Origin of the sequence: Herbaspirillum sp. 1130, assembly GCF_017833835.1 — a bacterium.
Taxonomy (GTDB): domain Bacteria; phylum Pseudomonadota; class Gammaproteobacteria; order Burkholderiales; family Burkholderiaceae_D; genus Herbaspirillum; species Herbaspirillum huttiense.
In genome coordinates, this window is sequence record NZ_JAFICQ010000001.1 from 1,899,846 (window position 1) to 1,922,668 (window position 22,823).

Below are 22,823 nucleotides of genomic sequence, written 5' to 3' on the forward strand. Positions count from 1 at the left end.
CGGTGCCGACAATCCTGATTTTCATGAGGGATGTCGGCGTCGGCTTTGCGGCATCACCCATGAACACAGCGAGGGAGCCGGCGGCGAGCCGACCGGCCAGCACATGACGACGACACTGGAACACCTGAACGCAGCCGAGACTTCGGCCTTCATCGCCGCCTTGCACGGCATTTACGAGCACTCTCCCTGGATTCCCGAGCGGGCGGCGCTGCAGCGTCCGTTCCGCAATCTCACCGCCTTCAAGCTGGCCTTGCACAAGGTCGTGACCGACGCCAGCCGAGCCGAGCAGTTGGGCCTGATCCGCGCCCACCCGGAACTGGCGGGTCGCGCCGCGATTGCCGGCGAGCTGACGGCCGAGTCCACGGGTGAGCAGGCCAAGGCCGGACTGAACCTGTGCAGCCCGGAAGAATTTGCCCGGCTGCAACAGCTCAATGCCGACTACAACGCGAAATTCGGTTTTCCCTTCATCCTGGCGGTGAAGGGCCCCACTGGTGCGGGCCTGACGCGCCAGCAGATCATCGCCACCTTTGCCCGCCGCCTGCGCAACCAGCCGGAAGACGAACTGCGTGAAGCCCTGCGCCAGATCGGCCGCATTGCCGAGATGCGCATCAACGACCTGCTGGGCTATCGCCCGGCGATGGGGGCGACGGTGATGCAGTGGGCGGAAGAAATCGGCGCCCTGTCGGAAGACGAAGGCGCGCTCACCTGCACTTATCTCACCGAGACGCACCAGCGTACTGCCGAGCAGATTGCGCAGTGGATGCGCGAGGCGGGCATGCATGTGCATATCGATGCGGTGGGCAACGTGGTGGGGCGCTATCTTTCCACCGATCCGCAGGCCAGGACTTTGTTGACCGGTTCGCACTACGACACGGTGCGCAATGGCGGCAAGTACGATGGGCGCGAGGGAATCTTGCTGCCCATTGCGGTGGTGAAGCATTTGCATGAACGTGGCGAGACCTTGCCTTTCCATTTCGAGGTGATTGGATTTTCGGAAGAAGAAGGCGTACGTTTCAAGAGCACCTTCCTGGGCAGCAATGCGGTGACCGGCCATTTCGACATGAAGCTGCTGGACCTGCAGGACAAGGATGGCATCAGCATGCGCGAGGTGATCTCCCAGGCGGGCCATGATGTGGCGGCCATCCCGCAGATTGCGCGCGATCCGGCCGACATCCTGGGCTATGTGGAGGTACACATCGAGCAGGGACCGGTATTGCTCAATCGTGATTTGCCGGTGGGCATTGTCACCTCGATTGCGGGCAGTTCGCGCTACCTGGTGGAGTTGAAGGGTGTGGCCAGCCACGCCGGTACTACGCCGATGGACATGCGCAAGGATGCGGCGGCAGCGGCGGCCGAGATCATCCTTTATGTGGAACAGCGTTGTTCGCAGGACCAGCATGCGGCGCTGGTGGGCACGGTGGGCCAGTTGCAGGTACCGCGCGGGTCGACGAACGTGATTCCGGGTGCGTGCCAGTTGTCGCTGGACATACGTGCGGCGGTGGATGATGTGCGTATGGCGGCGGTGAAGGACATCCTGAGCAAGATCGAGGAGATCTGTGGCCGGCGCAGCATTGATTTCAAGCTGGAGGAGACCTTGAGCGCAGCGGCAGCGCCGTGTGCGCCGTGGCTGATGGATCAGTTGCGTGCCGCGACGGAGCGTGCGGGGGTGACGCCGTTCGAGTTGGCTTCCGGAGCCGGGCATGATGCGATGGCGATAGCCAAGCTGACGGATGTCTGCATGTTGTTTACGCGATGTGGCAATGGCGGCATCAGCCACAATCCTCTGGAGACGATGACGGCGGATGATGCGGAGGTATCGGGGCAGATTTTGCTGGATTTCCTGCGCAGTTTTGAGGCGAAGCGTTAATGATTTATATGATTTAGCGTTCTGCGCGTCTTCGATACGCGGCTGCGCCGCTACTCAGTCCGAACGGGAACTTGCAGCACCGGGCCGGACGACGCCGCAGGCGAGTACGACCGAAGCCGCAGGCGAGCAAAAAAGGGCGAAGCCGCAGGCGAGCCCGAGTGGGGGTGGTCCCCATAGAGCCAGCCGCCGCAGCGGAGCGAAAAGTGGATCAGAAGGATAGCCGGAGCGAAGCGACTCTATCCTTCCCACTTTTCGCTTCGCTGCGGCGGGGACCCTCCGGAGGAGGGCTGGCTCTTTGGGGTCGCCTTCTTTTGCTTACTTTTCTTGGCGAGACAAGAAAAGTGAGCGGCTGCCGGGCCGCTCCCGGCGCGTTCTTCCGACCGGAGAGAGAAAGTAATTAAGCTAGAGCGCAGGAAAGCGATCCGTGCAGACTACCCAAAACACAAAACCAGCAAAAACAGCAAAAACAGCGAAACACCAGCATTAAGCAAACCTTAACGCAAAACAAAACCAGCATTAAACGGACCTAAACCCTCCCAACAACCCCACCCGTCGCAGTCGTTAATAGGGCAAGAAAGGGACTCCCCCCTGTCACCTGCGCCGACCCGCAAGTCAAACACATCAACAAGGAAGCCAAGAAGGAGTCCAACATCATGCAAGAGCAAGCAACAGGCAAGACGCTGTTGATCAGGAACGCGCGCGTCCTGGTCACGATGAACGAGGGCCGTGAAGAGATCGCCGATGGTGCGCTTTACATCAGGGGCAAGGTCATCGAGCAGGTTGGCAAGACGGAGGATCTGCCGCAAGAGGCGGACGAGATCATTGATGCCAGTAATCACGTGGTCATCCCGGGCCTGATCAACACGCACCACCACATGTACCAGAGCCTGACGCGTGCGATCCCCAGCGCGCAGAATGGCGAGCTGTTCAACTGGCTGACCAATCTGTATCCGATCTGGGCGGGCCTGACGCCGGAGATGATCCGGGTATCGACGCTGACGGCCATGGCAGAGTTGATCCTGTCGGGCTGTACCACCAGCAGCGACCACCTCTACATCTACCCCAACCAGACCCGCCTGGACGACAGCCTGGAGGCCGCGGCCCAGATCGGCATGCGATTCCACGGAGCGCGAGGTGCCATGAGCGTAGGCCAGTCCAAGGGAGGATTGCCGCCGGACCGTGTGGTGGAAGAAGAGCCTGCCATCCTGAAGGACACGCAGCGTCTCATCGAGACTTACCACGACAGCCAGCGCCACGCCATGCAGCGCATCGTCGTCGCCCCTTGCTCCCCCTTCTCGGTCTCACGCGACCTGATGCGCGAGGCCGCCGACCTGGCGCGTCACTATGGCGTATCGCTGCACACGCACCTGGCCGAGAACGTCAACGACATTGCCTACAGCCGCGAGAAATTCAACATGACGCCGGCGGAATATGCCGAAGATTGCGGCTGGGTCGGCCACGACGTCTGGCACGCCCACTGCGTGCAGCTCGACGAGCATGGCATCGAGCTGTTTGCCCGCACCGGCACGGGCGTGGCGCACTGTCCCTGTTCCAACATGCGGCTGGCCTCCGGCATTGCGCCCATCCGCAAGATGCTGGATGCGGGCGTACCGGTCGGCCTGGGCGTGGACGGCAGTGCGTCCAATGACAGTGCCCACATGCTGGGCGAAGTCCGCCAGGCCATGCTGCTGCAGCGTGTCGGCTTCGGCCCCGACGCCATGACCGCACGCCAGGCGCTGGAAGTGGCTACGCTGGGCGGCGCCAAGGTCTTGAATCGCGACGACATCGGCGCGCTCAAGCCCGGCATGTCCGCCGACGTCGTGATGTTCGACACGCGCCAGATCGCCTTTGCCGGCGCACTGCATGATCCGGTGGCCGCACTCGTTTTCTGCACCCCGGCCAACGTGAACACCAGCATCATCAACGGCCGCGTGATCGTGCGCGAGGGACAGCTCACCACCATTGACCTGGGGGCGGTGCTGGAGCGGCACAATCATCTCGCGTACCAGCTCGCCGAAGCGGCGCGCTGACATGGGCAAAAGGAAAAGCAGCATGCGTATTGCAGACATGAAAATAGGGGCGCGACTGGCGCTGGGTTTCGGAGCCGTCATGGTGCTGTTGCTGGCCATTGCGGTACTGGGCAATCTTCAACTGGGGCGACTGGCCGATGGGATCGGCCTGATTGTCAAGGACCGCTACCCCAAGACAGTGATGGCCAACACGGTACAGATCCAGGTCAACAAGATCGCGCTCGACATCCGCGACATCCTGCTCACTGATGATCCGCAACGCATCAAGGCCCTGGTCGCCGACGCCACCGCAGCGGACCGCAAGATGAACGAGTCGCTGGCCAGGCTCAAGGAGGTAGCGCGGTCCGAAGAAGACAAGCGCTACGTCGAGGCTGCCATGACCGCGCGCCAGGCCTACGTACCGGCGCGCGACAAGCTCCTGGCCCTGGCACTGGCGGGCCAGGTGGACGAGGCCAAACAATACCTGCCGCAGCAATTCATGCCGGTACAGATCAAGTACTTCATCGCGCTCGATGCCATGTTCGACTACCAGGGCGGCCTGATGGATGCAGCCGGCGAGGCCGCCACCCAGGACTCCGCCAGCGCCCGCAACATCATCAACGGCCTGGCGCTGGCTGCCCTGCTGCTGGCGGCGGGCGTGGCATGGCTGGTCTCGCGCAGCATTGCGCGGCCGCTGGTCAATGCGGTGGACGTGGCGCGGCGGGTGGCGCAAGGCGACTTGTCGGCGCGGGTCGAGGTGAGGTCACGGGACGAGACAGGCGAACTGATGATGGCCTTGAAACTGATGAACGACAACCTGCGCAACATCGTCAGCCGCGTGCGCCTTGGCACCGACACCATCCATCATGCTGCTGAAGAAATCGCCAGCGGCAACCTGGACCTGTCGGCGCGTACCGAGCAGCAGGCAGGCTCCATCGAAGAGACTGCGGCCGCCATGGAAGAACTGACCTCCACCGTCAGGCAGAACGCCGACAATGCCCGCCAGGCCACCGAGCTGGCCGGAAATGCTTCGCACATTGCGGTACAGGGCGGCACAGTGGTGGAGCAGGTGGTCAGGACGATGGCCGACATCAATGCCTCCTCGCGCCAGATCGTGGACATCATCAGCGTCATTGATGGGATTGCCTTCCAGACCAACATCCTGGCCCTGAATGCGGCCGTGGAGGCGGCGCGCGCGGGCGAACAGGGACGCGGCTTCGCGGTGGTGGCCTCCGAAGTGCGGTCACTGGCACAACGCAGTGCCACCGCCGCCCGTGAAATCAAGGAGCTGATCAACGATTCGGTGGGCCGCATCGACAGCGGCGCCACGCTGGTACAGCAGGCCGGCAGCACCATGCATGACGTGGTGCAGAGCGTGCAGCGGGTCAACGCCATCATTACGGAAATCAGCGCCGCCAGCCGGGAACAGAGCAGTGGCATCGAAGAGATCCACCGTGCCATCACCCTCATGGACGAATCGACCCAGCAGAATGCGGCGCTGGTGGAAGAAGCAGCCGCAGCGGCCCAGGCCATGCACCATCAGGCCGGACAGTTGCGGGAGGCGGTGGAAGTGTTCAGGCTTGAGGCGTGAGGCTCGGGGAGCGCAACGCCGGTTCGCCACGATCCTCTGCAACCGGCGCAGGTGCAAGCGGTGCCCTGACAACTCTTGCAAGATGGATTATTATTTCTCCCGTCATTGCTGAGCTGCGCCGAGAGCGCAGGGCAGTGGCGAAAAATGAAGAAGTAGAAAAATAAGACATTCAACAACACAGATGTCAGGGGAAAAATGAGATTGACTGGATTGGCTTTGGCCACGGCCATCGCATTGACAGGCTGCGCAAGTCTCAAGCAGACGCTGCCGGAAAACTATCAGGGGCCGAAGGCAACCATCAAGGATTCGACCAAGCGCCACTCGTCCCAAAAAGCCGATATCTTCTACATCGATACCGTTGATGGCGAGTCAGTCCTCACTTCCCCCATGCGTACGCGCGCGGAGAACCAGGGCAAGTTTTTGTTCATGCGTGTCTACCTGATCAGCCACGATTTCCCGATCCAACCCACCACCTTGGGCATTCGCGGCGAGACGCAATATGCCGCGCCCATCCTGGCCTTGACCAATCCTGTCTATCGCGTTGAGGGCAAGGTCCAGTTCACGCCGGAAGCCGGCAAGGTCTACGTGGTCAAGGGGGAACTGGGCGAAGATTATTCCGCGGTATGGATCGAGGAAGAACAAACGCATACCGTGATCGACAAGAAGATCGAGACGAATGGCTCCGCCAAAGCAGGCGCCTTCCAGAAATAAGAAGCAAGAAAGACATCGCCGTCACAACCCAAGGGGAAAACCAATGAAAGCCATGCTGTTCAGTCTCGCGCTGGTCTCAGCGCTGTCCGGTTGCGCCGTACCCATGGCCGATCCGGCCAAGGATGCACAACTCAAGGAATTCAAGATCGACAAGGACAAGAGTGCCGTCTACATCTATCGCAATGAAACCATGGGCGCGGCCGTGCGCATGGATGTCGCGGTGGATGGCGCGCCCCTGGGCCGCACGGCTGCACACACTTATCTCTACAAGGAGCTGACGCCTGGCAAGCACGTCATCACCTCCACCGCCGAAAATACCGAAACGCTGGAGATCGATGCCAAGCCGGGCGTACTGACCTATATCTGGCAGGAAGTGAAGATGGGTATCCTGATGGCGCGCAACAAGTTGCACCTGGTCGATGAAGAAGAAGGACAGGCCGGCGTCAAGGAAAGCAAGCTGGCTGAATCAAAGTAAGCCGCCATGATGAAGCACGGCCCCTTGTGACGTCCTCCTCCAGAACGTCGCAAGGGGTCGTTTTCATTGTGTCGGCCCCCTACCCCCACACCTCCGCCACCCGCAACAGATTGGTACTGCCCGGCTGTCCGAAGGGCATGCCCGCGGTGATCGCGATCTGATCTCCCTTGCGCGCAAATCCTTCCCGCACGGCCGCCTGGCAGGCGGCGCTGACCATCTGGCGCTCGTCATGCACGGCTTCGCTGATGGTGGAATGCACGCCCCACACCAGCGCCAGCCGCCGTGCCGTGGCCAGTTGCGGCGTGATGCTCAAAATGGGCGCAGCAGGCCGTTCACGCGCCGCGCGCAGGCTGGTATGCCCCGAGCTGGTATAGGTCACGGTGGCGCTGGCCCCGAGGATGCCGGTGACGTCGCGCAGCGCCGCGCAGATGGCGTCGGGCCGGTTGCGCTCGGGGGTGGCGTATTGCGCCTGCATCAGGGTGCGATACAGCGGATCCTTCTCCACCTCCGCAATCACCCGGTCCATCATCGTGACCGCCTGCAAGGGATAGCTGCCATTGGCCGACTCGGCCGACAGCATCACCGCATCCGATCCGTCATAGATGGCACTGGCCACATCCGAGACTTCGGCGCGCGTGGGTACCGGTGCGGCAATCATCGATTCCAGCATTTGCGTGGCGATCACGATGGGCTTGCCCTGCTGGCGGCAGGCGCGCAGGATGCGCTTTTGCGTGCCCGGCACGCACTCCGGCGGCAGCTCCACGCCGAGGTCGCCGCGTGCCACCATGATGGCGTCCGACACCGCCACGATCTCGTCGAGCCGCTCCAGCGCGGCCGGTTTCTCCAGCTTGGAGAGGATGGCCGCGCGGCCCGCTACCAACGCCCGCGCCTCCAGCACATCCTCGGGGCGCTGCACGAAGGACAGCGCGATCCAGTCCGCCCCCATCTCCAGCGCGAAGTCCAGATCACGGCGATCCTTGGCGGTGAGCGCAGGAATCGGCAAGACCGCGTCGGGCACATTGACGCCCTTGCGGTCGGAGACCACGCCGCCATTGACCACGCGCGTGCGAATGGCATGGCCATCGCTGGCTTCTACCTGCAGGCGCAGCTTGCCGTCATCAATGAGCAGGCTTTGTCCTGCTTGAATGGCCTCGAACAATTCTGGATGGGGCAGGCAGACGCGGTGCTGGTCGCCGGGGGAGGCATCACGATCGAGCGTGAACGCCTGTCCGGCCTGCAGCACTGCCCTGCCCCCGTCGAACTGGCCGATGCGCAGCTTGGGTCCCTGCAGGTCGGCCAGCACGCCGATGGGGCGGCCGATTTCGCGCTCCACCTGGCGCACGATCTGGTAACGCGCGTGATGATCGGCGTGGCTGCCGTGGCTGAAGTTGAAACGAAATACGTCAGCCCCGGCGTCGAAGAGCGCGCGGATCATCTCCGGCGTGGCGCTGGAGGGACCCAGGGTGGCGACGATTTTGGCCTGGCGCAGGCGGCGCATAGGAATCTCCCGTAATACAGGTTGTGATGGCGTGGACGACATGCGCGAAGGCGCAAGCGATGAGGGCTTGCCCCCGGCAAGCCCTCTTGGCGATGATGCGGCCCGCTCAGGAAGCCTTGGCGATCTCGTGATTGGACAGGATCTCCACCGCCCGGCACAGCGCCGAGTGATCCATCCCCGCCAGCCCATTGGCCGCGCAGGCGTTCATCAGCTCCTGGGCCGCGGCAGTATTGGGCAAGCTGATGCCCAGTGCCTTGGCGCCTTGCAGGGCCAGGTTCAAATCCTTCTGGTGCAGCTCGATGCGGAAGCCCGGCGCGAAAGTCCGTTTGACCATGCGCTCGCCGTGCACTTCAAGGATGCGCGAGGAGGCAAATCCACCCATGAGCGCCTGCCGCACCCGTGCCGGATCGGCTCCGGCCTTGGAAGCGAAGAGCAAGGCCTCGGCCACGGCCTGGATGTTCAGGGCCACGATGATCTGGTTGGCGACCTTGGTGGTCTGGCCATCGCCGTTGCCGCCGACCAGGGTGATGTTCTTGCCCATCAGTTCAAACAGCGGCTTGACGTCGTTGAAGGCCGATTCCGAACCGCCGACCATGATGGTGAGCGAGGCCGCCTTGGCGCCCACTTCACCGCCCGAGACCGGCGCGTCCAGATATTGGCAGCCGAGCGCATTGATCTTCTGCGCGAACTCCTTGGTGGCGATGGGCGAGATGGAGCTCATGTCCACCACGATCTTGCCCGGCGACAGGCCTTCGGCCACGCCCTTCTCGCCAAAGAGAACGGCCTGCACATGGGGCGTGTCCGGCACCATGACGATGACGATGTCGGCGCGCCGCGCCACTTCCGCACCCGACGTGCAGACGGTGGCCCCGCCCTCCAGCAAGGGCGCCGGGGGATTTTTCTGGTCGTGCAGGTAGAGCTTGTGGCCGCCCTTCTGCAGGTTGTCCGCCATGGGTGCACCCATGATGCCCAGGCCGATGAATCCAACTTTTGCCATGCTGTATCTCCTCAAGAAAGATGAAATCCTGCTGTCATGTGATCAAGCTGTCTGCAATCCGTGTTGCGCGATCCAGCCCAGTCCGGCGGTGGTCCCGGCCTGCGGTTTGTATTCGCAGCCGATCCAGCCGCGATAGCCGATCTCCTCCAGCCACTTGAACAGGTAGCGGTAATTGATTTCGCCGCTACCGGGTTCGCCGCGTCCGGGGTTGTCGGCCAGTTGCACGTGGCCGATCAGGGAGAGGTTGGCCTTGAGCGTGTTGGCCAGTTCGCCCTCCATGCGCTGCATGTGATAGATGTCGTATTGCACGAAGAGATTGTCCGAGCCCGTGGCCAGGATCAGCTCCACCGCCTGGCGCGTGGTGTTGAGGAAGAAGCCGGGAATGTCGAAGTGATTGATCGGCTCGATCAGCAGACGGATGCCCTGCTCCTTCAGGCGCGTGGCCGCGTATTTCAAATTGCCGACCAGCACCTCGCGCGCCGCTTCGCGCGAGACGCCCGGAGGCAGGATGCCGACCAGGCAGTTGAGTTGCGGCACCTCCAGCGCGCGGGCATAGCGGATCGCCTCATCGACCCCGGCACGAAACTCCGCCACGCGATCGGGATGGCAGGCGATGCCGCGTTCACCGGCGTCCCAGTTGCCGGCCGGGAGGTTGTGCAGCACGAGTTGCAGGCGATGCGTGCGTAATTGATCGGCGATCTGTTCCGGCGCGAAGGCGTAGGGGAAGAGGAATTCCACTGCACGAAAGCCGGCCTGCGATGCGGCCTGGAAGCGTTCCAGGAAAGGCTGTTCAGTAAACAGCATGGTGAGATTGGCGGCGAGTTTGGTCATGCGAGTCTCCTTGGTTTTCAGTCGAGCAGGCTGATGGCAGTGGGCGCATCATCGGCGCGTTCGGCCAGGGGTTCGAATTCATTGATGGCATCGATCTCGGTGCCCATGGCGATATTGGTGACGCGTTCGAGGATGATTTCCACCACCACCGGCACGCGGTATTCGGCCATCCAGCGCCGGGCCTGGGCGAAGGCATCCTGGATGGCATTGGGATCGGTGACGCGGATGGCCTTGCAACCCAGGCCCTCGACCACCGCCACGTGGTCCACGCCATAGCCGTTCAGTTCGGGGGCGTTGATGTTCTCGAAGGCCAGCTGCACGCAGTAATCCATTTCGAAACCGCGCTGCGCCTGGCGAATCAGGCCGAGGTAGGAGTTGTTGACCAGCACGTGCAGGTAAGGCAGCTTGAACTGCGCGCCCACGGCCAGTTCCTCGATCATGAACTGGAAGTCATAGTCGCCCGAGATGGCCACCACCTTCTTCTGCGGATCGGCCGCCACCACGCCCAGTGCAGCGGGAATGGTCCAGCCCAGCGGCCCGGCCTGGCCGCAATTGATCCAGTGGCGATCGCGATAGACGTGCAGGAATTGCGCGGCGGCGATCTGCGACAGACCGATGGTTGCTACATAGCAGGTCTCACGGCCGAAGGCGCGGTTCATTTCCTCATACACGCGTTGCGGCTTGACGGGCGTGTTATTGAAGTGGGTGCGCCGTTGCAGCGACTTCTTGCGCTGCTGGCATTCGGCCAGCCAGGCAGAACGGTCGGGCAGGCGGCCGGCGGTCTTCCACTCTTTGGCCACTTCGACGAAGAGTTTCAGCGCGGCACCGGCATCGCTGACGATGCCGTAATCCGGACCGAAGACGCGGCCGATCTGGGTCGGTTCGATATCGACGTGGACGAAGGTACGGCCCTTGGTGAAGACATCGATGGAACCGGTATGGCGATTGGCCCAGCGGTTGCCGATGCCGAGCACGAAGTCCGAGGCCAGCAGGGTCGCGTTGCCATAGCGGTGGCTGGTTTGCAGGCCGACCATGCCGGCCATCTGCGGGTGATCATCGGCGATCGCACCCCAGGCCATGAGGGTCGGGATCACGGGGATGCCGGTGATCTCGGCGAACTCCACGGCCAGTGCGGACGCATCGGCGTTGACCACGCCGCCGCCGATGGTCAGCAGCGGGCGCTGGGCCGCGTTAAGCATGTCGAAGGCCTTCTCGATCTGGGTGCGGGTGGCGGCGGGACGATAGACCGGGAGCGGCGCGTAGGTATCGGGGTCGAAATCGATCTCGGCCATCTGCACATCGAAGGGCAGGTCGATCAGGACCGGGCCGGGGCGGCCGGAGCGCATGAGGTGGAAGGCTTGCTGGAACACGCGCGGCACCAGGGCTGGTTCGCGCACGGTGACGGCCCATTTGGTGACGGGCTTGGCGATGGATTCGATGTCGACGGCCTGGAAGTCTTCCTTGTAGAGCCGGGCGCGGGGGGCCTGGCCGGTGACGCAGAGGATGGGGATGGAATCGGCCTGGGCGGAATAGAGCCCGGTGATCATGTCGGTCCCGGCCGGCCCCGAGGTACCGATGCACAGCCCGATGTTGCCGGCCTTGGCGCGGGTATAGCCTTCGGCCATGTGGGAGGCGCCCTCCACGTGGCGGGCGAGGATGTGGCTGATGCCGCCGTGTTTCTTCAATGCCGAGTAGAAGGGATTGATGGCGGCGCCGGGCACGCCGAAGGCTTGCAGGCAGCCTTCCTTGACCAATACGTGCACTGCCGCGTCGACTGCTCTCATCTTTGCCATGCTCGTTCTCCAGGATGTCCGTTGGTGGATGTGTGATCGCTGGAGGCCATGCTAGTCATTACAAATCCGGATGATAAGTATCATCACAGTCCACTGATTACTGAGAAAAAGTATGGAAACATCCAAAAAGTATTGAATTACACTCAGGCCGGGAGGGATTGATGGACAAACTCAAGCAGATCGAAGCATTCGTGCTGGTGGTGGACAAGGGCAGCCTGGCAGCGGCGGCGCTGGAAGACAAGGTGACGCCGGTGATGATGGGGCGGCGCATTGATGCGTTGGAGAAGCGTTTGGGCACCAAGCTCATGCATCGCACGACGCGGCATTTGACGTTGACGGAGCAGGGCAGCGTGTTCCTGGATCATTGCCGCAAGTTGCTGGAGCAGATGGACACGGCCGAGAAGAGCATTGCCGAGGGGCGCCACAAGGCCACAGGCCACCTGGTGGTCTCGACCCCGGCGGCGTATGGGCGGCTGCATGTGGCGCCGCATGCGCCGGCGTTTTTGGCGGCGCATCCGGAGGTGCAGATTTCATTCAATCTGACGGATCGCGTGGTGGATCTGGTGCGTGAGGGGTATGACCTGGGCATCCGCATTGGGGGGGCGATTGAGCCGAGTTTTGTGGCGGTGCGGTTGGCGAGCAACCGGCGGGTGGTGTGTGCGGCGCCGGAGTATTTGCATCGTCATGGTGTTCCGCGCACGCTGGATGATCTGGCGCAGCACAACTGCCTGGCGTTCAATTTGCAGGGTGGGCAGCAGCGCGGGTGGTATTTCCAGCAGGGCGGCAAGCCGGTGATTGCCAAGGTACAGGGTAATCTTGATTGCAACGATGGGGAATTGCTGCATCGTTGGGCCAGTGAGGGATTGGGGCTGGCGTGGCGGTCGACGTGGGAGATCCAGGCGCAGTTGGCGTCGGGGGAGTTGGTGACGGTGTTGGATGAGTATGCTTTGCCGCATTACGACATCATGGCGGTGTATCCGCAGCAGCGGCATTTGCCGGCGAAGACGCGGTTTTTCATTGATTACTTGAAGGACGTTTACGGGCAACAGGATTACTGGAATCGGGCGCGGAAGGTGTGAAACAGGGGACGGTGCGCCTTCGATACGGGCCTGACGGGCCTACTCAGGACGAACGGGCGTCGATAAAACAAGGGCAAAACCAAAGCCGACGAAGCCGCAGGCGAGTGCGGCCGAGGCCGCAGGCGAGCGAGAAAGGGCGAGGCCGAAGGCGAGCCCGTATGGGGTGGTCCCCATAGAGCCAGCCGCCGCAGCGGAGCGAAAAGTGGATCAGAAGGATAGTGGGAGCGAAGCGACTCTATCCTTCCCACTTTTCGCTCTGCTGCGGCGGGGACCCTCCGCAGGAGGGCTGGCTCTTTGGGGTCGCCTTCTTTTGCTTACTTTTCTTGGCGAGACAAGAAAAGTGAGCGGCTGCCGGGCCGCTCCCGGCGCGTTCTCCCGACCGGAGAGAGAAAATAATTAAGCTAGAGCGCAGGAAAGCATTCCGTGCAGACTACTCAAGCAAGCAAGCAAGCAAGTAAATAATTTCCACGAAACAACAAACCAAGCCCCAAAAAGCCCCCGCCAGATAAAACTGGCAAAATCTCGCCTGCGAAACACAAGATTCCATACCTCCGTGTCACCAATGCGCAGCAACAATCTCCAGCGCCAGCGCTGATTTCCGCCGAAAATCCCACTTATAACTCCAGGTTAATAATGGCTATGTGCCATCCCTTACATCCCTCAGATGAAATTCAACGACATTAGCAACGCTGCCAAAACAATGCGAAAAGCACCCCCACCAGCACCGCCCATTTTTTGCCTGCCCCCGGCCCTGACGCATGCTCAAGCGCATGCACAGCGCCAATGCCAGGCAAGTTTTCCGGCGCATAAAAACGGACCAAACGGAGACAACCCACAATGAACGCCTTGAACAAGTTCTTCCGCCTGGAAGAGAACGGCACCACCGTCCGCACGGAGTTGCTGGCCGGCCTGACCACCTTTTTGACGATGGCTTACATCATCTTCGTCAACCCCAGCATTTTGGGCGATGCCGGCATGCCCAAGGACTCGGTGTTTGTGGCCACCTGTGTGGCGGCGGCGGTGGGCACGCTGATCATGGGCCTGTATGCCAACTATCCGATTGGCCTGGCGCCTGGCATGGGCTTGAATGCCTACTTTGCCTATGCCGTGGTCAAGGGCATGGGTTTCCCGTGGCAGGCTGCGCTGGGCGCGGTGCTGATTTCGGGCTGCCTGTTTTTGCTGGTGAGCGTGCTGCGGGTACGTGAGCTGATCATCAAGAGCATCCCGCAGTCCTTGCGCACGGCCATCCCGGCCGGCATCGGACTGTTCCTGGCGATCATTTCCCTGAAGAGCGCCGGCATCGTCGCTGCCAACCCAGCCACCTTCGTCACCCTCGGCGACCTGCACCAGCCGGCCCCGGTGATGGCCATCATCGGCTTCCTGGTGATCGTGGCGCTGGACCGATTGAAGGTGCGTGGCGCGCTGCTGATCGGCATCCTGCTGGTGACGGTGCTGTCCTTCGTCTTTGGCGGCAACCATTTCTCGGGCATCTTCGCCGCCCCGCCCTCGATCGCCCCGACCTTCCTGCAGCTGGACATCAAGGGTGCCATTTCCATGGGCCTGTTGAATGTGGTGCTGGTGTTCTTCCTGGTCGAGCTGTTTGACGCTACCGGCACCCTGATGGGCGTGGCCACCCGTGCCGGCCTGATGAAGGACGGCAAGATGGAACGCCTGAACAAGGCCCTCATGGCCGACAGCACCGCCATTGTCGCCGGCTCCCTGCTGGGCACCTCCTCCACCACCGCCTACATCGAAAGCGCTGCCGGCGTGCAGGCCGGTGGCCGCACCGGCCTGACTGCGGTCGCCATTGCCGTGCTGTTCCTGCTGTGCCTGTTCATCGCCCCGCTGGCCGGCGTGGTCCCCGCCTACGCCACGGCACCGGCACTGTTCTTCGTGGCCTGCCTGATGCTGCGCGAACTGGTGCACATCGACTGGGAAGACACCACCGAATGCGTACCGGCCGTGATCACCGCATTGGTGATGCCCTTCACCTACTCCATTGCCAATGGCCTGGCACTGGGCTTCATCAGCTATGCCGGATTGAAGCTGCTGACGGGTCGTATGAAGGATGTATCAGTGGTAATCTGGATCATCGCCGCGATCTTCCTGTTCAAGATCATCTACCTCGGCGGTGAATGAGCGGCCAAGCGGCCTCATGAAGTAAAAGGAAAAATCGAAGAGGCAGCCCGGTAACAAACCGGCCGCCTCTTCGGGATCGTGACAAGAGGGAGCCCGACAATCGTCCGCAACAATCGCGCGCGGACAATCCGTTTCCTCTTTTGACGACCCCGGCACGTTTCTTGAATGCCATCTGGCCACGGGAGACACCACAGGCCGGCCACCGCCCCAAGCGGAGGTGCCGCCTGAAAGCAGATCCAACAACAAGAAGCACGCCCCACGATACGCCCTGGAGCGCGCCATAAAGCAGTCTGTTTTGTAGACAATCCAAATTCGAGTAAAGCCAAATGCCAGAGACCACCCGCCCCATCCAGTTCTACTTTCGCGGCCAGACCCACGAAGTAGCAGGCCAACCCACGACCCGCACCGTTCTGCAGCATCTGCGCGAGGACCTGCATTGCACCGGCACCAAGGAAGGCTGTGCCGAAGGCGATTGCGGGGCCTGCACCGTGGTCGTGGGTGAACTGCGCGATGACCAGCTGGAACTGAAGACGGTCAATGCCTGCATCCAATTCCTGCCGACGCTGGACGGCCGCGCCTTGTTCACCGTGGAAGACCTGAAGCAAGCCGACGGCTGCCTGCATCCGGTGCAGCAGGCCATGGTGGAATGCCATGGCTCACAGTGCGGCTTCTGCACGCCGGGCTTCGTGATGTCGTTGTGGGGCCTGTACCTGAAGCATGACAAGGACGGCATCACGCCCGACAAGCGCGAGATCGACGACGCCCTCTCCGGCAACCTGTGCCGCTGCACCGGCTATCGTCCCATCATCGATGCGGCACGCCGCATGGGTGAATTGCCCAAGGTCGAGTTCGACCGCGAGGCCGTCAAGACTGCCCTGCGCGCCATCGATCAGGACACGCCGCTGGCCGTCACGCATGCCGGCCAGACCTTCCACGCCCCGCGCACGCTGGCACAACTGGTGCAACTGCGCGCCGACCTGCCCAAGGCGCGCATCCTGGCCGGCTCCACCGATGTGGGCTTGTGGGTGACCAAGCAGATGCGCGAGCTGGGCGATATCGTCTATATCGGCCGCGTGGAAGAACTGCGCGCCATGCAGGTGCAGGACGGCATGCTGGAGATCGGGGCCGGCGTCTCGCTGGAAGAGGCTTACGCCGAAGCCGCGCGCCACTATCCGGACGAGCTGTCGGAACTGTGGCAGCGCTTCGCCTCCCTGCCCGTGCGCAATGCCGGCACGCTGGGCGGCAACGTCGCCAACGGGTCGCCCATCGGCGACTCCATGCCCTGGCTGATCGCACTGGGCGCGCAGATCGTGCTGGCCAGCGTGCGTGGCCAGCGCGTCATGCCGCTGGAAGATTTCTACCTGGCTTATCAGAAGTCGGCCCTGCAAGCCGATGAAGTGGTGCAGGCCGTGCGCATCCCGCTGCCGCGCAAGGACGTGCGCTTCCGGGTTTACAAACTCTCCAAGCGCTTCGATCAGGACATCTCTGCGGTCTGTGCCGCCTTCGCGCTGCGCATGGACGGCGACACCATCGCCGAGGCGCGCATCGCCTTCGGCGGCATGGCCGCCACCCCCAAGCGTGCGGCCCACGCCGAAGCACTGCTGCAAGGCGGCGCCTGGAGCGAAGCGCAAGTGCAGGCGGCCATGGCCGCACTGGCACAGGATTACGCACCGCTGTCGGACATGCGGGCCAGCGCCGCCTATCGCTTGCGCACGGCGCAGAACCTGCTCTATCGCTATTGGCTGGAAACGCGCACCGATGCGCCCCTGGCGCGCCAGGATGTGCGCGCCTTCGCGATCAGCGCCGCGTGAAGCCCTTGGACCGAACCTGCAGGAGAACCGCATGAACAAGCAAACCGAACAATTCCTCAACACCCTGGTGCAGCCGCCCAAGGACTGGGCCACCGTGGGCAAGCCGCATCCGCATGAATCGGCGATCCTGCACGTGACCGGCGAAGCCACCTATACCGATGACATCGCCGAACTGCACGGCACCCTGCATGCAGCGCTGGGCCTGTCGCAAAAGGCCCATGCGCGGGTGCGCGGCATCGACCTGGAGAAGGTCAAGGCTGCCCCCGGTGTGCGTGCCGTCTTCACCGCTGCCGATATTCCGGGCGAGAACGAATGTGGCGCCATCATTCACGACGACCCGGTACTGGCCGATGGCCTGGTGCAATACGTGGGCCAGCCGGTCTTCATCGTGGTGGCCGACAGCCATGACCAGGCCCGCCGCGCGGCCCGCCTGGCCGTGATCGACTACGAAGAACTGCCGCCCATCCTGACCCCGCGTGATGCCCATGCGGCGCAATCCTACGTGCTGCCGCCGATGCATCTGTCGCGCGGCGAACCGGCGGTGGCGCTGGCACTGGCACCGCACAAGCTGCGCGGGCAATTCGATGTGGGCGGGCAGGAACAGTTCTATCTGGAAGGACAGATCTCCTATGCCATCCCCAAGGAGGGACGCGGCATGCACGTGTATTGCTCGACCCAGCACCCCAGCGAGATGCAGCACCACATTGCCACCGTTCTGAAACTGGCTTCGCACGATGTGCTGGTGGAATGCCGGCGCATGGGCGGCGGCTTCGGCGGCAAGGAATCGCAATCGGCGCTGTGGGCTTGCGCAGCGGCGGTTGCAGCGGCCAAGCTGCGGCGCCCGGTGAAGCTGCGCGCCGACCGCGATGACGACATGATGGTCACCGGCAAGCGCCATTGCTTTGCCTATGACTACGAGATCGGGTATGACGATGACGGGCGCATCCTCGCGGCCAAGATCGACATGATCTCGCGCGCCGGTTTCTCGGCCGACCTGTCCGGCCCGGTGGCCACGCGCGCGGTCTGCCACTTCGACAATGCCTACTATCTCTCGGACGTGGAAATCCACGCCATGTGCGGCAAGACCAACACGCAATCCAATACCGCCTTCCGCGGCTTCGGCGGACCGCAGGGTGCGCTGGCCATCGAATACATCCTCGACGACATCGCCCGCAATCTGGGACGCGATCCGCTGGAGGTCCGTCGCAACAATTTCTACGGGCCCAGCGATGCCGAGGGACCGGAGGCACGCAACGTCACCCACTATGGCCAGAAGGTGGAAGACAACGTCATCCATGGTCTGGTCGATCAGCTCGAACGCAGCAGCCGTTATCAAGAACGCCGCCGCGCCGTGGCCGAGTTCAATGCGGGCAGCACGGTGTTGAAAAAAGGCCTGGCGCTCACGCCGGTGAAGTTCGGCATTTCCTTCAACGTGCCGCACCTGAACCAGGCCGGCTCGCTGGTGCACGTCTATACCGATGGCTCGGTGCTGGTCAATCACGGTGGTACCGAGATGGGCCAGGGCCTCAATACCAAGGTCGCGCAGGTAGTGGCCAACGCCCTGGGCGTGCCGCTGGAGCAGGTGCGCTGCACCGCCACCGATACCAGCAAGATCGCCAACACCTCGGCCACCGCCGCCTCCACCGGCAGCGATCTCAACGGCAAGGCCGCGCAGGACGCCGCCCTGCAGATCCGCGCGCGGCTGGCCGATGTGGCGGCTCGTCATTTTGGCGTGGAGGCCGCAACGGTGCGCTTTGCCGATGGCCTGGTGCTGGCGGGAGAGCAATCCCTGCCCTTCGTCGAGCTGGTGATGAAGGCTTACCTGCAACGCGTGCAATTGTGGTCCGATGGTTTCTATTCCACACCGAAGGTGCATTGGGATGCAAAGCGCATGCACGGCCATCCCTTCTTCTATTTCGCCTATGCGGCGGCGGTGTCGGAAGTGGTGATCGACACCCTCACCGGCGAATGGAAACTGCTGCAGGCCGACCTGCTGTATGACGCCGGCGAAAGCCTGAACCCGGCGCTGGACATCGGCCAGGTCGAAGGCGGTTTCATCCAGGGCATGGGCTGGCTGACCACCGAGGAACTGTGGTGGAACAAGGACGGCAAGCTGATGACGCATGCCCCTTCCACCTACAAGATCCCGGCCATCTCGGATTGTCCGGAAGCCTTCCGCACGGAACTGTATGCCAACAGCAATGTGTCCGACACCATCCACCGCTCCAAGGCGGTCGGTGAGCCGCCGCTGCTGCTGCCGTTCTCGGTGTTCCTGGCGATCCGCGATGCGGTCTCGTCGGTGGGCGCGCATCGCATCAATCCGCCGCTGCGCGCACCGGCCACCAGCGAGGCCATCCTCGATGCGGTCGATGCCGTGCGCGCGGCCACGCTGACCCAGTAATACGCGGCGGAGAAACATCATGAGCACATGGTTGAGCGCATTACGTCTGATGCAGCAGGACAGCATCCCGGCAGTGCTGGTGACGGTGGCGCAGATCCAGGGATCGACCCCGCGCGAGCCAGGGGCGCGCATGCTCTACACCGCCGAGGGCCAGTTCGACACCATCGGCGGTGGCCACCTCGAATGGCGTGCGGCGCAGATCGCGCGGGCCATGCTGGCGGCGGATTCCGACGCGCTGGCCGATCAGCGACGACTGGAACGCATCGCGCTCGGGCCGAGCCTGGGACAGTGTTGCGGCGGTGTGGTGTTTCTCTGTTTCGAGCGTATCGATACCGAGGCTACCTCCTTGCACACCTGGCAGGCGCTGGAGCAGGCGTGGTGCAGCGGCACTGACCGCTGGCGCGCCTTGCCGCTGGATCACGACGCGCCCCTGCAACTGCTGGAGAACGATGCATCTGACCTCAGCCTGCCGCCGGAGGTCATCCGTCACGCACACCAGACACAGCTGGTGCGCGATGACCAGGGCCGTCGCTGGCTGCTAGACCTGTGCCGGGCACATCAGCCGCAGGTGGTGCTGTTCGGCGCCGGGCATGTGGGAGCGGCCATCGTCAAGGTCTTGTCGACCCTGCCTTGCCGGGTGCTGTGGGTGGATGAGCGCGAGGACATGTTCCCGCCGGGCCTGCCGCCGCAGATCCGCATCGAGGCCACCGACGTGCCCAATGCCGCGGTCGACATGGCCGAACCCGGCGCGTATTATCTCGTGATGACCCACAGCCACGCCCTCGACCAGCAACTGAGCGAACGCATCCTCAAGCGTGAAGATGCGGCGTGGTTCGGGCTGATCGGGTCCATCACCAAGCGCAAGCAGTTCGAGCATCGCCTCTCGGAGCGCGGTTTCTCGGCGGCGCAGCTGGAACGTATCACCTGCCCCATCGGCATCCCCGGCATCTATGGCAAGGAACCGGCCAGCATCGCCATTGCGGTGGTGGCACAACTGATGCAACTGTGGGAACTGCGCTTTACCCAACCCAAACCCAAGGCATGGCCACTGAGTCTGGCCACACACGCTCTGGACGGCAGAGGCTGAAGGAACACCCTGCCGTCACCCCTTCCGGGAATCCTGTCGACACGTTTTGGCTGATCGCACCGGATTCCCCTTCGATTCCACTCTCGCAACACGGAAAGCATCGTCACGACCATGCCTTCCAGTATGATGACCACTGAATCGACGGCCCGCGCCCGTGCGCGCGGCGCCGCCTGCATCGAGGAAACACCATGAGCCCATCCCTGCAAGCCTACCGCGCCAGCCTGCTGTATTTCACCAACGATCCCGCCTTCGACGAACACGCCACGCAATGGCACAGCGATGGCCTGCTGCTGGTGCAAGACGGCAAGATCCAGGCCGCCGGCGACTACGCCACGCTGGCCACAACCCTGCCGCCCGGCACCGTCATCGAAGACCTGCGCGGCAAGATCCTTTGCCCCGGCTTCATCGACACCCACATCCACTATCCGCAGACCGACATCATCGGTTCGCCCGCACCGGGCTTGTTGCCCTGGCTGGACAACTACACCTTCCCGGCCGAGCGCCGCTTCGAGCAGCCGGAACACGCCTCCGAGGTGGCCGATTTCTTCCTGGCCGAACTGCTGCGCAACGGCACCACCAGTGCGGCTGTGTATTGCACGGTGCATCCGCAGTCGGTGGATGCCTTCTTCGCCGCCAGCCATGCACGCAACCTGCGCATGGTGGCCGGCAAGTGCCTGATGGATCGCAATGCGCCGGATTTCCTGCGAGATACGGCCGAGTCGGGTGTGCGCGAGAGCGAGGAGCTGATCGCGCGCTGGCACAACAAGGGCCGCCAGCATTACGCCATCACCGTACGCTTTGCCCCGACCTCCACACATGAACAGATGAAGCTGGCCGGGGAGCTGGCGGCGCAGTATCCGGACACGTATATACAAACCCACGTGGCCGAAAATACGGACGAAGTGAAATGGGTCAAGGAGCTCTATCCCGATGCCCGCAGCTACCTGGACGTGTATGACGGCTACGGCCTGATGCGCCAGCGTGCGCTGTATGCGCACTGCATCTGGCTGGACGACCAGGATCGCGCCCGCATGGCAGCCACGCAGTCGGCCGCCACCTTGTGCCCGACGTCCAACCTGTTCCTGGGCAGCGGCCTGTTCGATTTTGCCCGTGCCGATGCGGCGCGGGTGCCGCTGTCGCTGGCCACCGATGTAGGCGGCGGCACCAGCTTCTCGATGCTGCAGACCATGAACGAGCTCTACAAGGTCGCCCGCATGGGCGGCACCTACCTGCCGGCGCAGCGCATGTTCTATCTGGCCACGCTGGGCGGTGCCCGCGCGCTTCAGCTGGAAGGTACCATCGGCAGCTTTACGCCGGGCTGTGATGCCGACTTCATCGTGCTTGATCCGCAGGCCACGCCTTTGCTGGCCCGCCGCAGTGCCACCACCGACAGCCTGGAGGAACAATTGTTCGCACTGGCCATCCTGGGTGACGACCGTGCCATCGCCGCAACCTATTCGGCGGGGGTGCGAGTGCATCAGCGCTGAAATCGTTCATATCTGCCCCGATGCGGGGGAAGCCGGGCTTGCCGTTGAGGCAAGTCCGGTTTTTCTGAGGGACTTCATTTTGTGACCATTGATCCAACTTTTTCGCATGCGTGGAAGCGTGAATTAAAGGAAGATCCATGCCGGATCAATTCTGGTCTGCCCCGCCTTGCAGTCGCCCGGGTCACCGAGTGCTTCTGAATCCCCTCAGCGCGGCTGATAAAGATAAAGGAAAGCCTCCACCGCCCGCTCCGCCGAAGTCCGCAGCTGATCCGGCGGGATCTCGGTGACCACATTGAGCATGCGCACGTCCATCCATTCTGCTTCGATCAGCGCGCGGAACTGCATGGCGGCAATCCAGGGATCGCCCGCATGCAGCTTGCCCTCGTCCATCTTGACCTTCAGAAAATCGGCAATGCGCGTCCAGCCACGTTTGGGTCCGCGCTCGTACAAGAGCGGCCCCAGTTCCGACTTGCCGGCGTAATACATCCCCAGCCGCTTCACCGCCACAATCTCCGGCCGGAACACCACGCCCAGATAATGATTCGCCAGCCGCAATAAACCTGCGCGTACTTCGTCTTCGTTACGCAAGGCCATGAACAATTCTTCAAACTGGCAACCCACCTGCTTGATCATCACCTCCACGAAGATCTCTTCCTTGGAGCTGAAATAGTTGTACAGCGTGGCCTTGGAGCCCCCGATACGGGCCGAGATTTCCGCCATGGAGGCGCCTTCGAACCCGATTTCGTTGAATACCTCGGCGGCGATGTCGATCATCTGCTGCCGCCGTTCTTCACTCTTCTTGCGCATGATTGTCCTGTAATGCCGGCCAGAAAACCGGCCAATCCCGAATTATAGGCGACGATGCCGCCGAAAGCCGCCTGATTGCCCTCAAATCGCGGCCAAAAAAACCTGTTGCGGCAATGCCTCGAAAAGACGAGCAATTTATCGCAAAGCGCCTTGACACTTCATGAAAGCGAATACTATACTGAACTGTACAGTTAATAAACACCTGATTTTCTGATTCAGTCGTTCACTCCACTCTCCACG

General features: G+C 62.6%; 16 protein-coding genes. 11 read left to right on the plus strand and 5 right to left on the minus strand.

Features of this window, described 5'->3' with window-relative positions; translation table 11 throughout:
• The first annotated feature begins 103 nt into the window (after positions 1 to 103).
• From JOD78_RS08650 to JOD78_RS08670, 5 genes are all read left to right on the plus strand, one after another.
• A complete protein-coding gene (locus JOD78_RS08650) occupies positions 104 to 1,867 on the plus strand; it encodes an allantoate amidohydrolase (protein WP_209567184.1) in 1,764 nt (587 codons plus the stop codon).
• Between the two features lie 653 nt (positions 1,868 to 2,520).
• Positions 2,521 to 3,897, plus strand: coding sequence for an 8-oxoguanine deaminase (locus tag JOD78_RS08655; protein WP_209567186.1), 1,377 nt, complete (start codon positions 2,521 to 2,523; stop codon positions 3,895 to 3,897).
• Positions 3,898 to 3,919: 22 nt separating this feature from the next.
• Complete coding sequence (locus JOD78_RS08660; RefSeq protein ID WP_209567189.1) at positions 3,920 to 5,467, plus strand: methyl-accepting chemotaxis protein; 1,548 nt, start codon at positions 3,920 to 3,922, stop codon at positions 5,465 to 5,467.
• Between the two features lie 216 nt (positions 5,468 to 5,683).
• On the plus strand, positions 5,684 to 6,178 hold the full coding sequence (locus JOD78_RS08665; protein WP_209567191.1) for a hypothetical protein: 495 nt from the start codon (positions 5,684 to 5,686) through the stop codon (positions 6,176 to 6,178).
• Positions 6,179 to 6,230: 52 nt separating this feature from the next.
• Positions 6,231 to 6,653 (plus strand): DUF2846 domain-containing protein, encoded by a 423-nt coding sequence (locus tag JOD78_RS08670; RefSeq protein WP_245202013.1) that lies wholly within the window; start codon positions 6,231 to 6,233, stop codon positions 6,651 to 6,653.
• 79 nt (positions 6,654 to 6,732) lie between these two features.
• Here the strand turns inward: JOD78_RS08670 and pyk are convergent, their stop codons facing one another.
• The 4 genes from pyk to gcl form a co-directional block, all read right to left on the minus strand.
• On the minus strand, positions 6,733 to 8,151 hold the full coding sequence (gene pyk, locus JOD78_RS08675) for a pyruvate kinase (RefSeq protein WP_209567193.1): 1,419 nt from the start codon (positions 8,149 to 8,151) through the stop codon (positions 6,733 to 6,735).
• A 106-nt stretch (positions 8,152 to 8,257) separates the two neighbouring features.
• Positions 8,258 to 9,148: a 2-hydroxy-3-oxopropionate reductase gene (locus JOD78_RS08680; RefSeq protein WP_088754984.1), complete on the minus strand. Its 891-nt coding sequence runs from the start codon at positions 9,146 to 9,148 to the stop codon at positions 8,258 to 8,260.
• A gap of 42 nt (positions 9,149 to 9,190) precedes the next feature.
• Complete coding sequence (hyi, locus tag JOD78_RS08685) at positions 9,191 to 9,979, minus strand: hydroxypyruvate isomerase (protein ID WP_121044880.1); 789 nt, start codon at positions 9,977 to 9,979, stop codon at positions 9,191 to 9,193.
• A 17-nt stretch (positions 9,980 to 9,996) separates the two neighbouring features.
• Positions 9,997 to 11,772, minus strand: coding sequence for a glyoxylate carboligase (gcl, locus tag JOD78_RS08690; protein ID WP_209567195.1), 1,776 nt, complete (start codon positions 11,770 to 11,772; stop codon positions 9,997 to 9,999).
• Between the two features lie 161 nt (positions 11,773 to 11,933).
• On the opposite strand from gcl, the gene JOD78_RS08695 reads away from it, so the two are divergent.
• The 6 genes from JOD78_RS08695 (at position 11,934) to guaD (ending at position 21,776) form a co-directional block, all read left to right on the plus strand.
• On the plus strand, positions 11,934 to 12,851 hold the full coding sequence (locus JOD78_RS08695) for a LysR family transcriptional regulator (RefSeq protein WP_121044884.1): 918 nt from the start codon (positions 11,934 to 11,936) through the stop codon (positions 12,849 to 12,851).
• 837 nt (positions 12,852 to 13,688) lie between these two features.
• The gene (locus JOD78_RS08700; protein ID WP_039784743.1) at positions 13,689 to 14,990 is read left to right on the plus strand and encodes an NCS2 family permease; all 1,302 of its coding nucleotides are present in this window, start codon (positions 13,689 to 13,691) and stop codon (positions 14,988 to 14,990) included.
• Between the two features lie 326 nt (positions 14,991 to 15,316).
• Positions 15,317 to 16,801, plus strand: a complete 1,485-nt coding sequence (gene xdhA, locus JOD78_RS08705; RefSeq protein ID WP_209567197.1) for a xanthine dehydrogenase small subunit — start codon at positions 15,317 to 15,319, stop codon at positions 16,799 to 16,801.
• A gap of 31 nt (positions 16,802 to 16,832) precedes the next feature.
• Positions 16,833 to 19,202: a xanthine dehydrogenase molybdopterin binding subunit gene (xdhB, locus tag JOD78_RS08710; RefSeq protein WP_204725757.1), complete on the plus strand. Its 2,370-nt coding sequence runs from the start codon at positions 16,833 to 16,835 to the stop codon at positions 19,200 to 19,202.
• A gap of 19 nt (positions 19,203 to 19,221) precedes the next feature.
• The gene (xdhC, locus tag JOD78_RS08715) at positions 19,222 to 20,289 is read left to right on the plus strand and encodes a xanthine dehydrogenase accessory protein XdhC (protein ID WP_209567199.1); all 1,068 of its coding nucleotides are present in this window, start codon (positions 19,222 to 19,224) and stop codon (positions 20,287 to 20,289) included.
• Positions 20,290 to 20,477: 188 nt separating this feature from the next.
• Positions 20,478 to 21,776 carry a guanine deaminase gene (gene guaD, locus JOD78_RS08720; protein ID WP_134137349.1) on the plus strand — a complete coding sequence of 433 codons (1,299 nt, stop codon included), beginning with the start codon at positions 20,478 to 20,480 and terminating at the stop codon, positions 21,774 to 21,776.
• A gap of 204 nt (positions 21,777 to 21,980) precedes the next feature.
• On the opposite strand, the gene JOD78_RS08725 is transcribed toward guaD, so the two are convergent.
• Positions 21,981 to 22,583: a TetR/AcrR family transcriptional regulator gene (locus JOD78_RS08725; RefSeq protein WP_039784739.1), complete on the minus strand. Its 603-nt coding sequence runs from the start codon at positions 22,581 to 22,583 to the stop codon at positions 21,981 to 21,983.
• Positions 22,584 to 22,823 lie beyond the last annotated feature (240 nt).

What these genes read in the sequence shown, in the direction of transcription:
- JOD78_RS08650 (WP_209567184.1), top strand. Translation starts at nt 104, where the DNA reads ATGACGACGACACTGGAACACCTGAACGCAGCCGAGACTTCGGCCTTC.
- JOD78_RS08655 (WP_209567186.1), top strand. Translation starts at nt 2,521, where the DNA reads ATGCAAGAGCAAGCAACAGGCAAGACGCTGTTGATCAGGAACGCGCGC.
- JOD78_RS08660 (WP_209567189.1), top strand. Translation starts at nt 3,920, where the DNA reads ATGCGTATTGCAGACATGAAAATAGGGGCGCGACTGGCGCTGGGTTTC.
- JOD78_RS08670 (WP_245202013.1), top strand. Translation starts at nt 6,231, where the DNA reads ATGCTGTTCAGTCTCGCGCTGGTCTCAGCGCTGTCCGGTTGCGCCGTA.
- pyk (WP_209567193.1), bottom strand. Translation starts at nt 8,151, where the DNA reads ATGCGCCGCCTGCGCCAGGCCAAAATCGTCGCCACCCTGGGTCCCTCC.
- JOD78_RS08680 (WP_088754984.1), bottom strand. Translation starts at nt 9,148, where the DNA reads ATGGCAAAAGTTGGATTCATCGGCCTGGGCATCATGGGTGCACCCATG.
- hyi (WP_121044880.1), bottom strand. Translation starts at nt 9,979, where the DNA reads ATGACCAAACTCGCCGCCAATCTCACCATGCTGTTTACTGAACAGCCT.
- gcl (WP_209567195.1), bottom strand. Translation starts at nt 11,772, where the DNA reads ATGGCAAAGATGAGAGCAGTCGACGCGGCAGTGCACGTATTGGTCAAG.
- JOD78_RS08695 (WP_121044884.1), top strand. Translation starts at nt 11,934, where the DNA reads ATGGACAAACTCAAGCAGATCGAAGCATTCGTGCTGGTGGTGGACAAG.
- JOD78_RS08700 (WP_039784743.1), top strand. Translation starts at nt 13,689, where the DNA reads ATGAACGCCTTGAACAAGTTCTTCCGCCTGGAAGAGAACGGCACCACC.
- xdhA (WP_209567197.1), top strand. Translation starts at nt 15,317, where the DNA reads ATGCCAGAGACCACCCGCCCCATCCAGTTCTACTTTCGCGGCCAGACC.
- xdhB (WP_204725757.1), top strand. Translation starts at nt 16,833, where the DNA reads ATGAACAAGCAAACCGAACAATTCCTCAACACCCTGGTGCAGCCGCCC.
- xdhC (WP_209567199.1), top strand. Translation starts at nt 19,222, where the DNA reads ATGAGCACATGGTTGAGCGCATTACGTCTGATGCAGCAGGACAGCATC.
- guaD (WP_134137349.1), top strand. Translation starts at nt 20,478, where the DNA reads ATGAGCCCATCCCTGCAAGCCTACCGCGCCAGCCTGCTGTATTTCACC.
- JOD78_RS08725 (WP_039784739.1), bottom strand. Translation starts at nt 22,583, where the DNA reads ATGCGCAAGAAGAGTGAAGAACGGCGGCAGCAGATGATCGACATCGCC.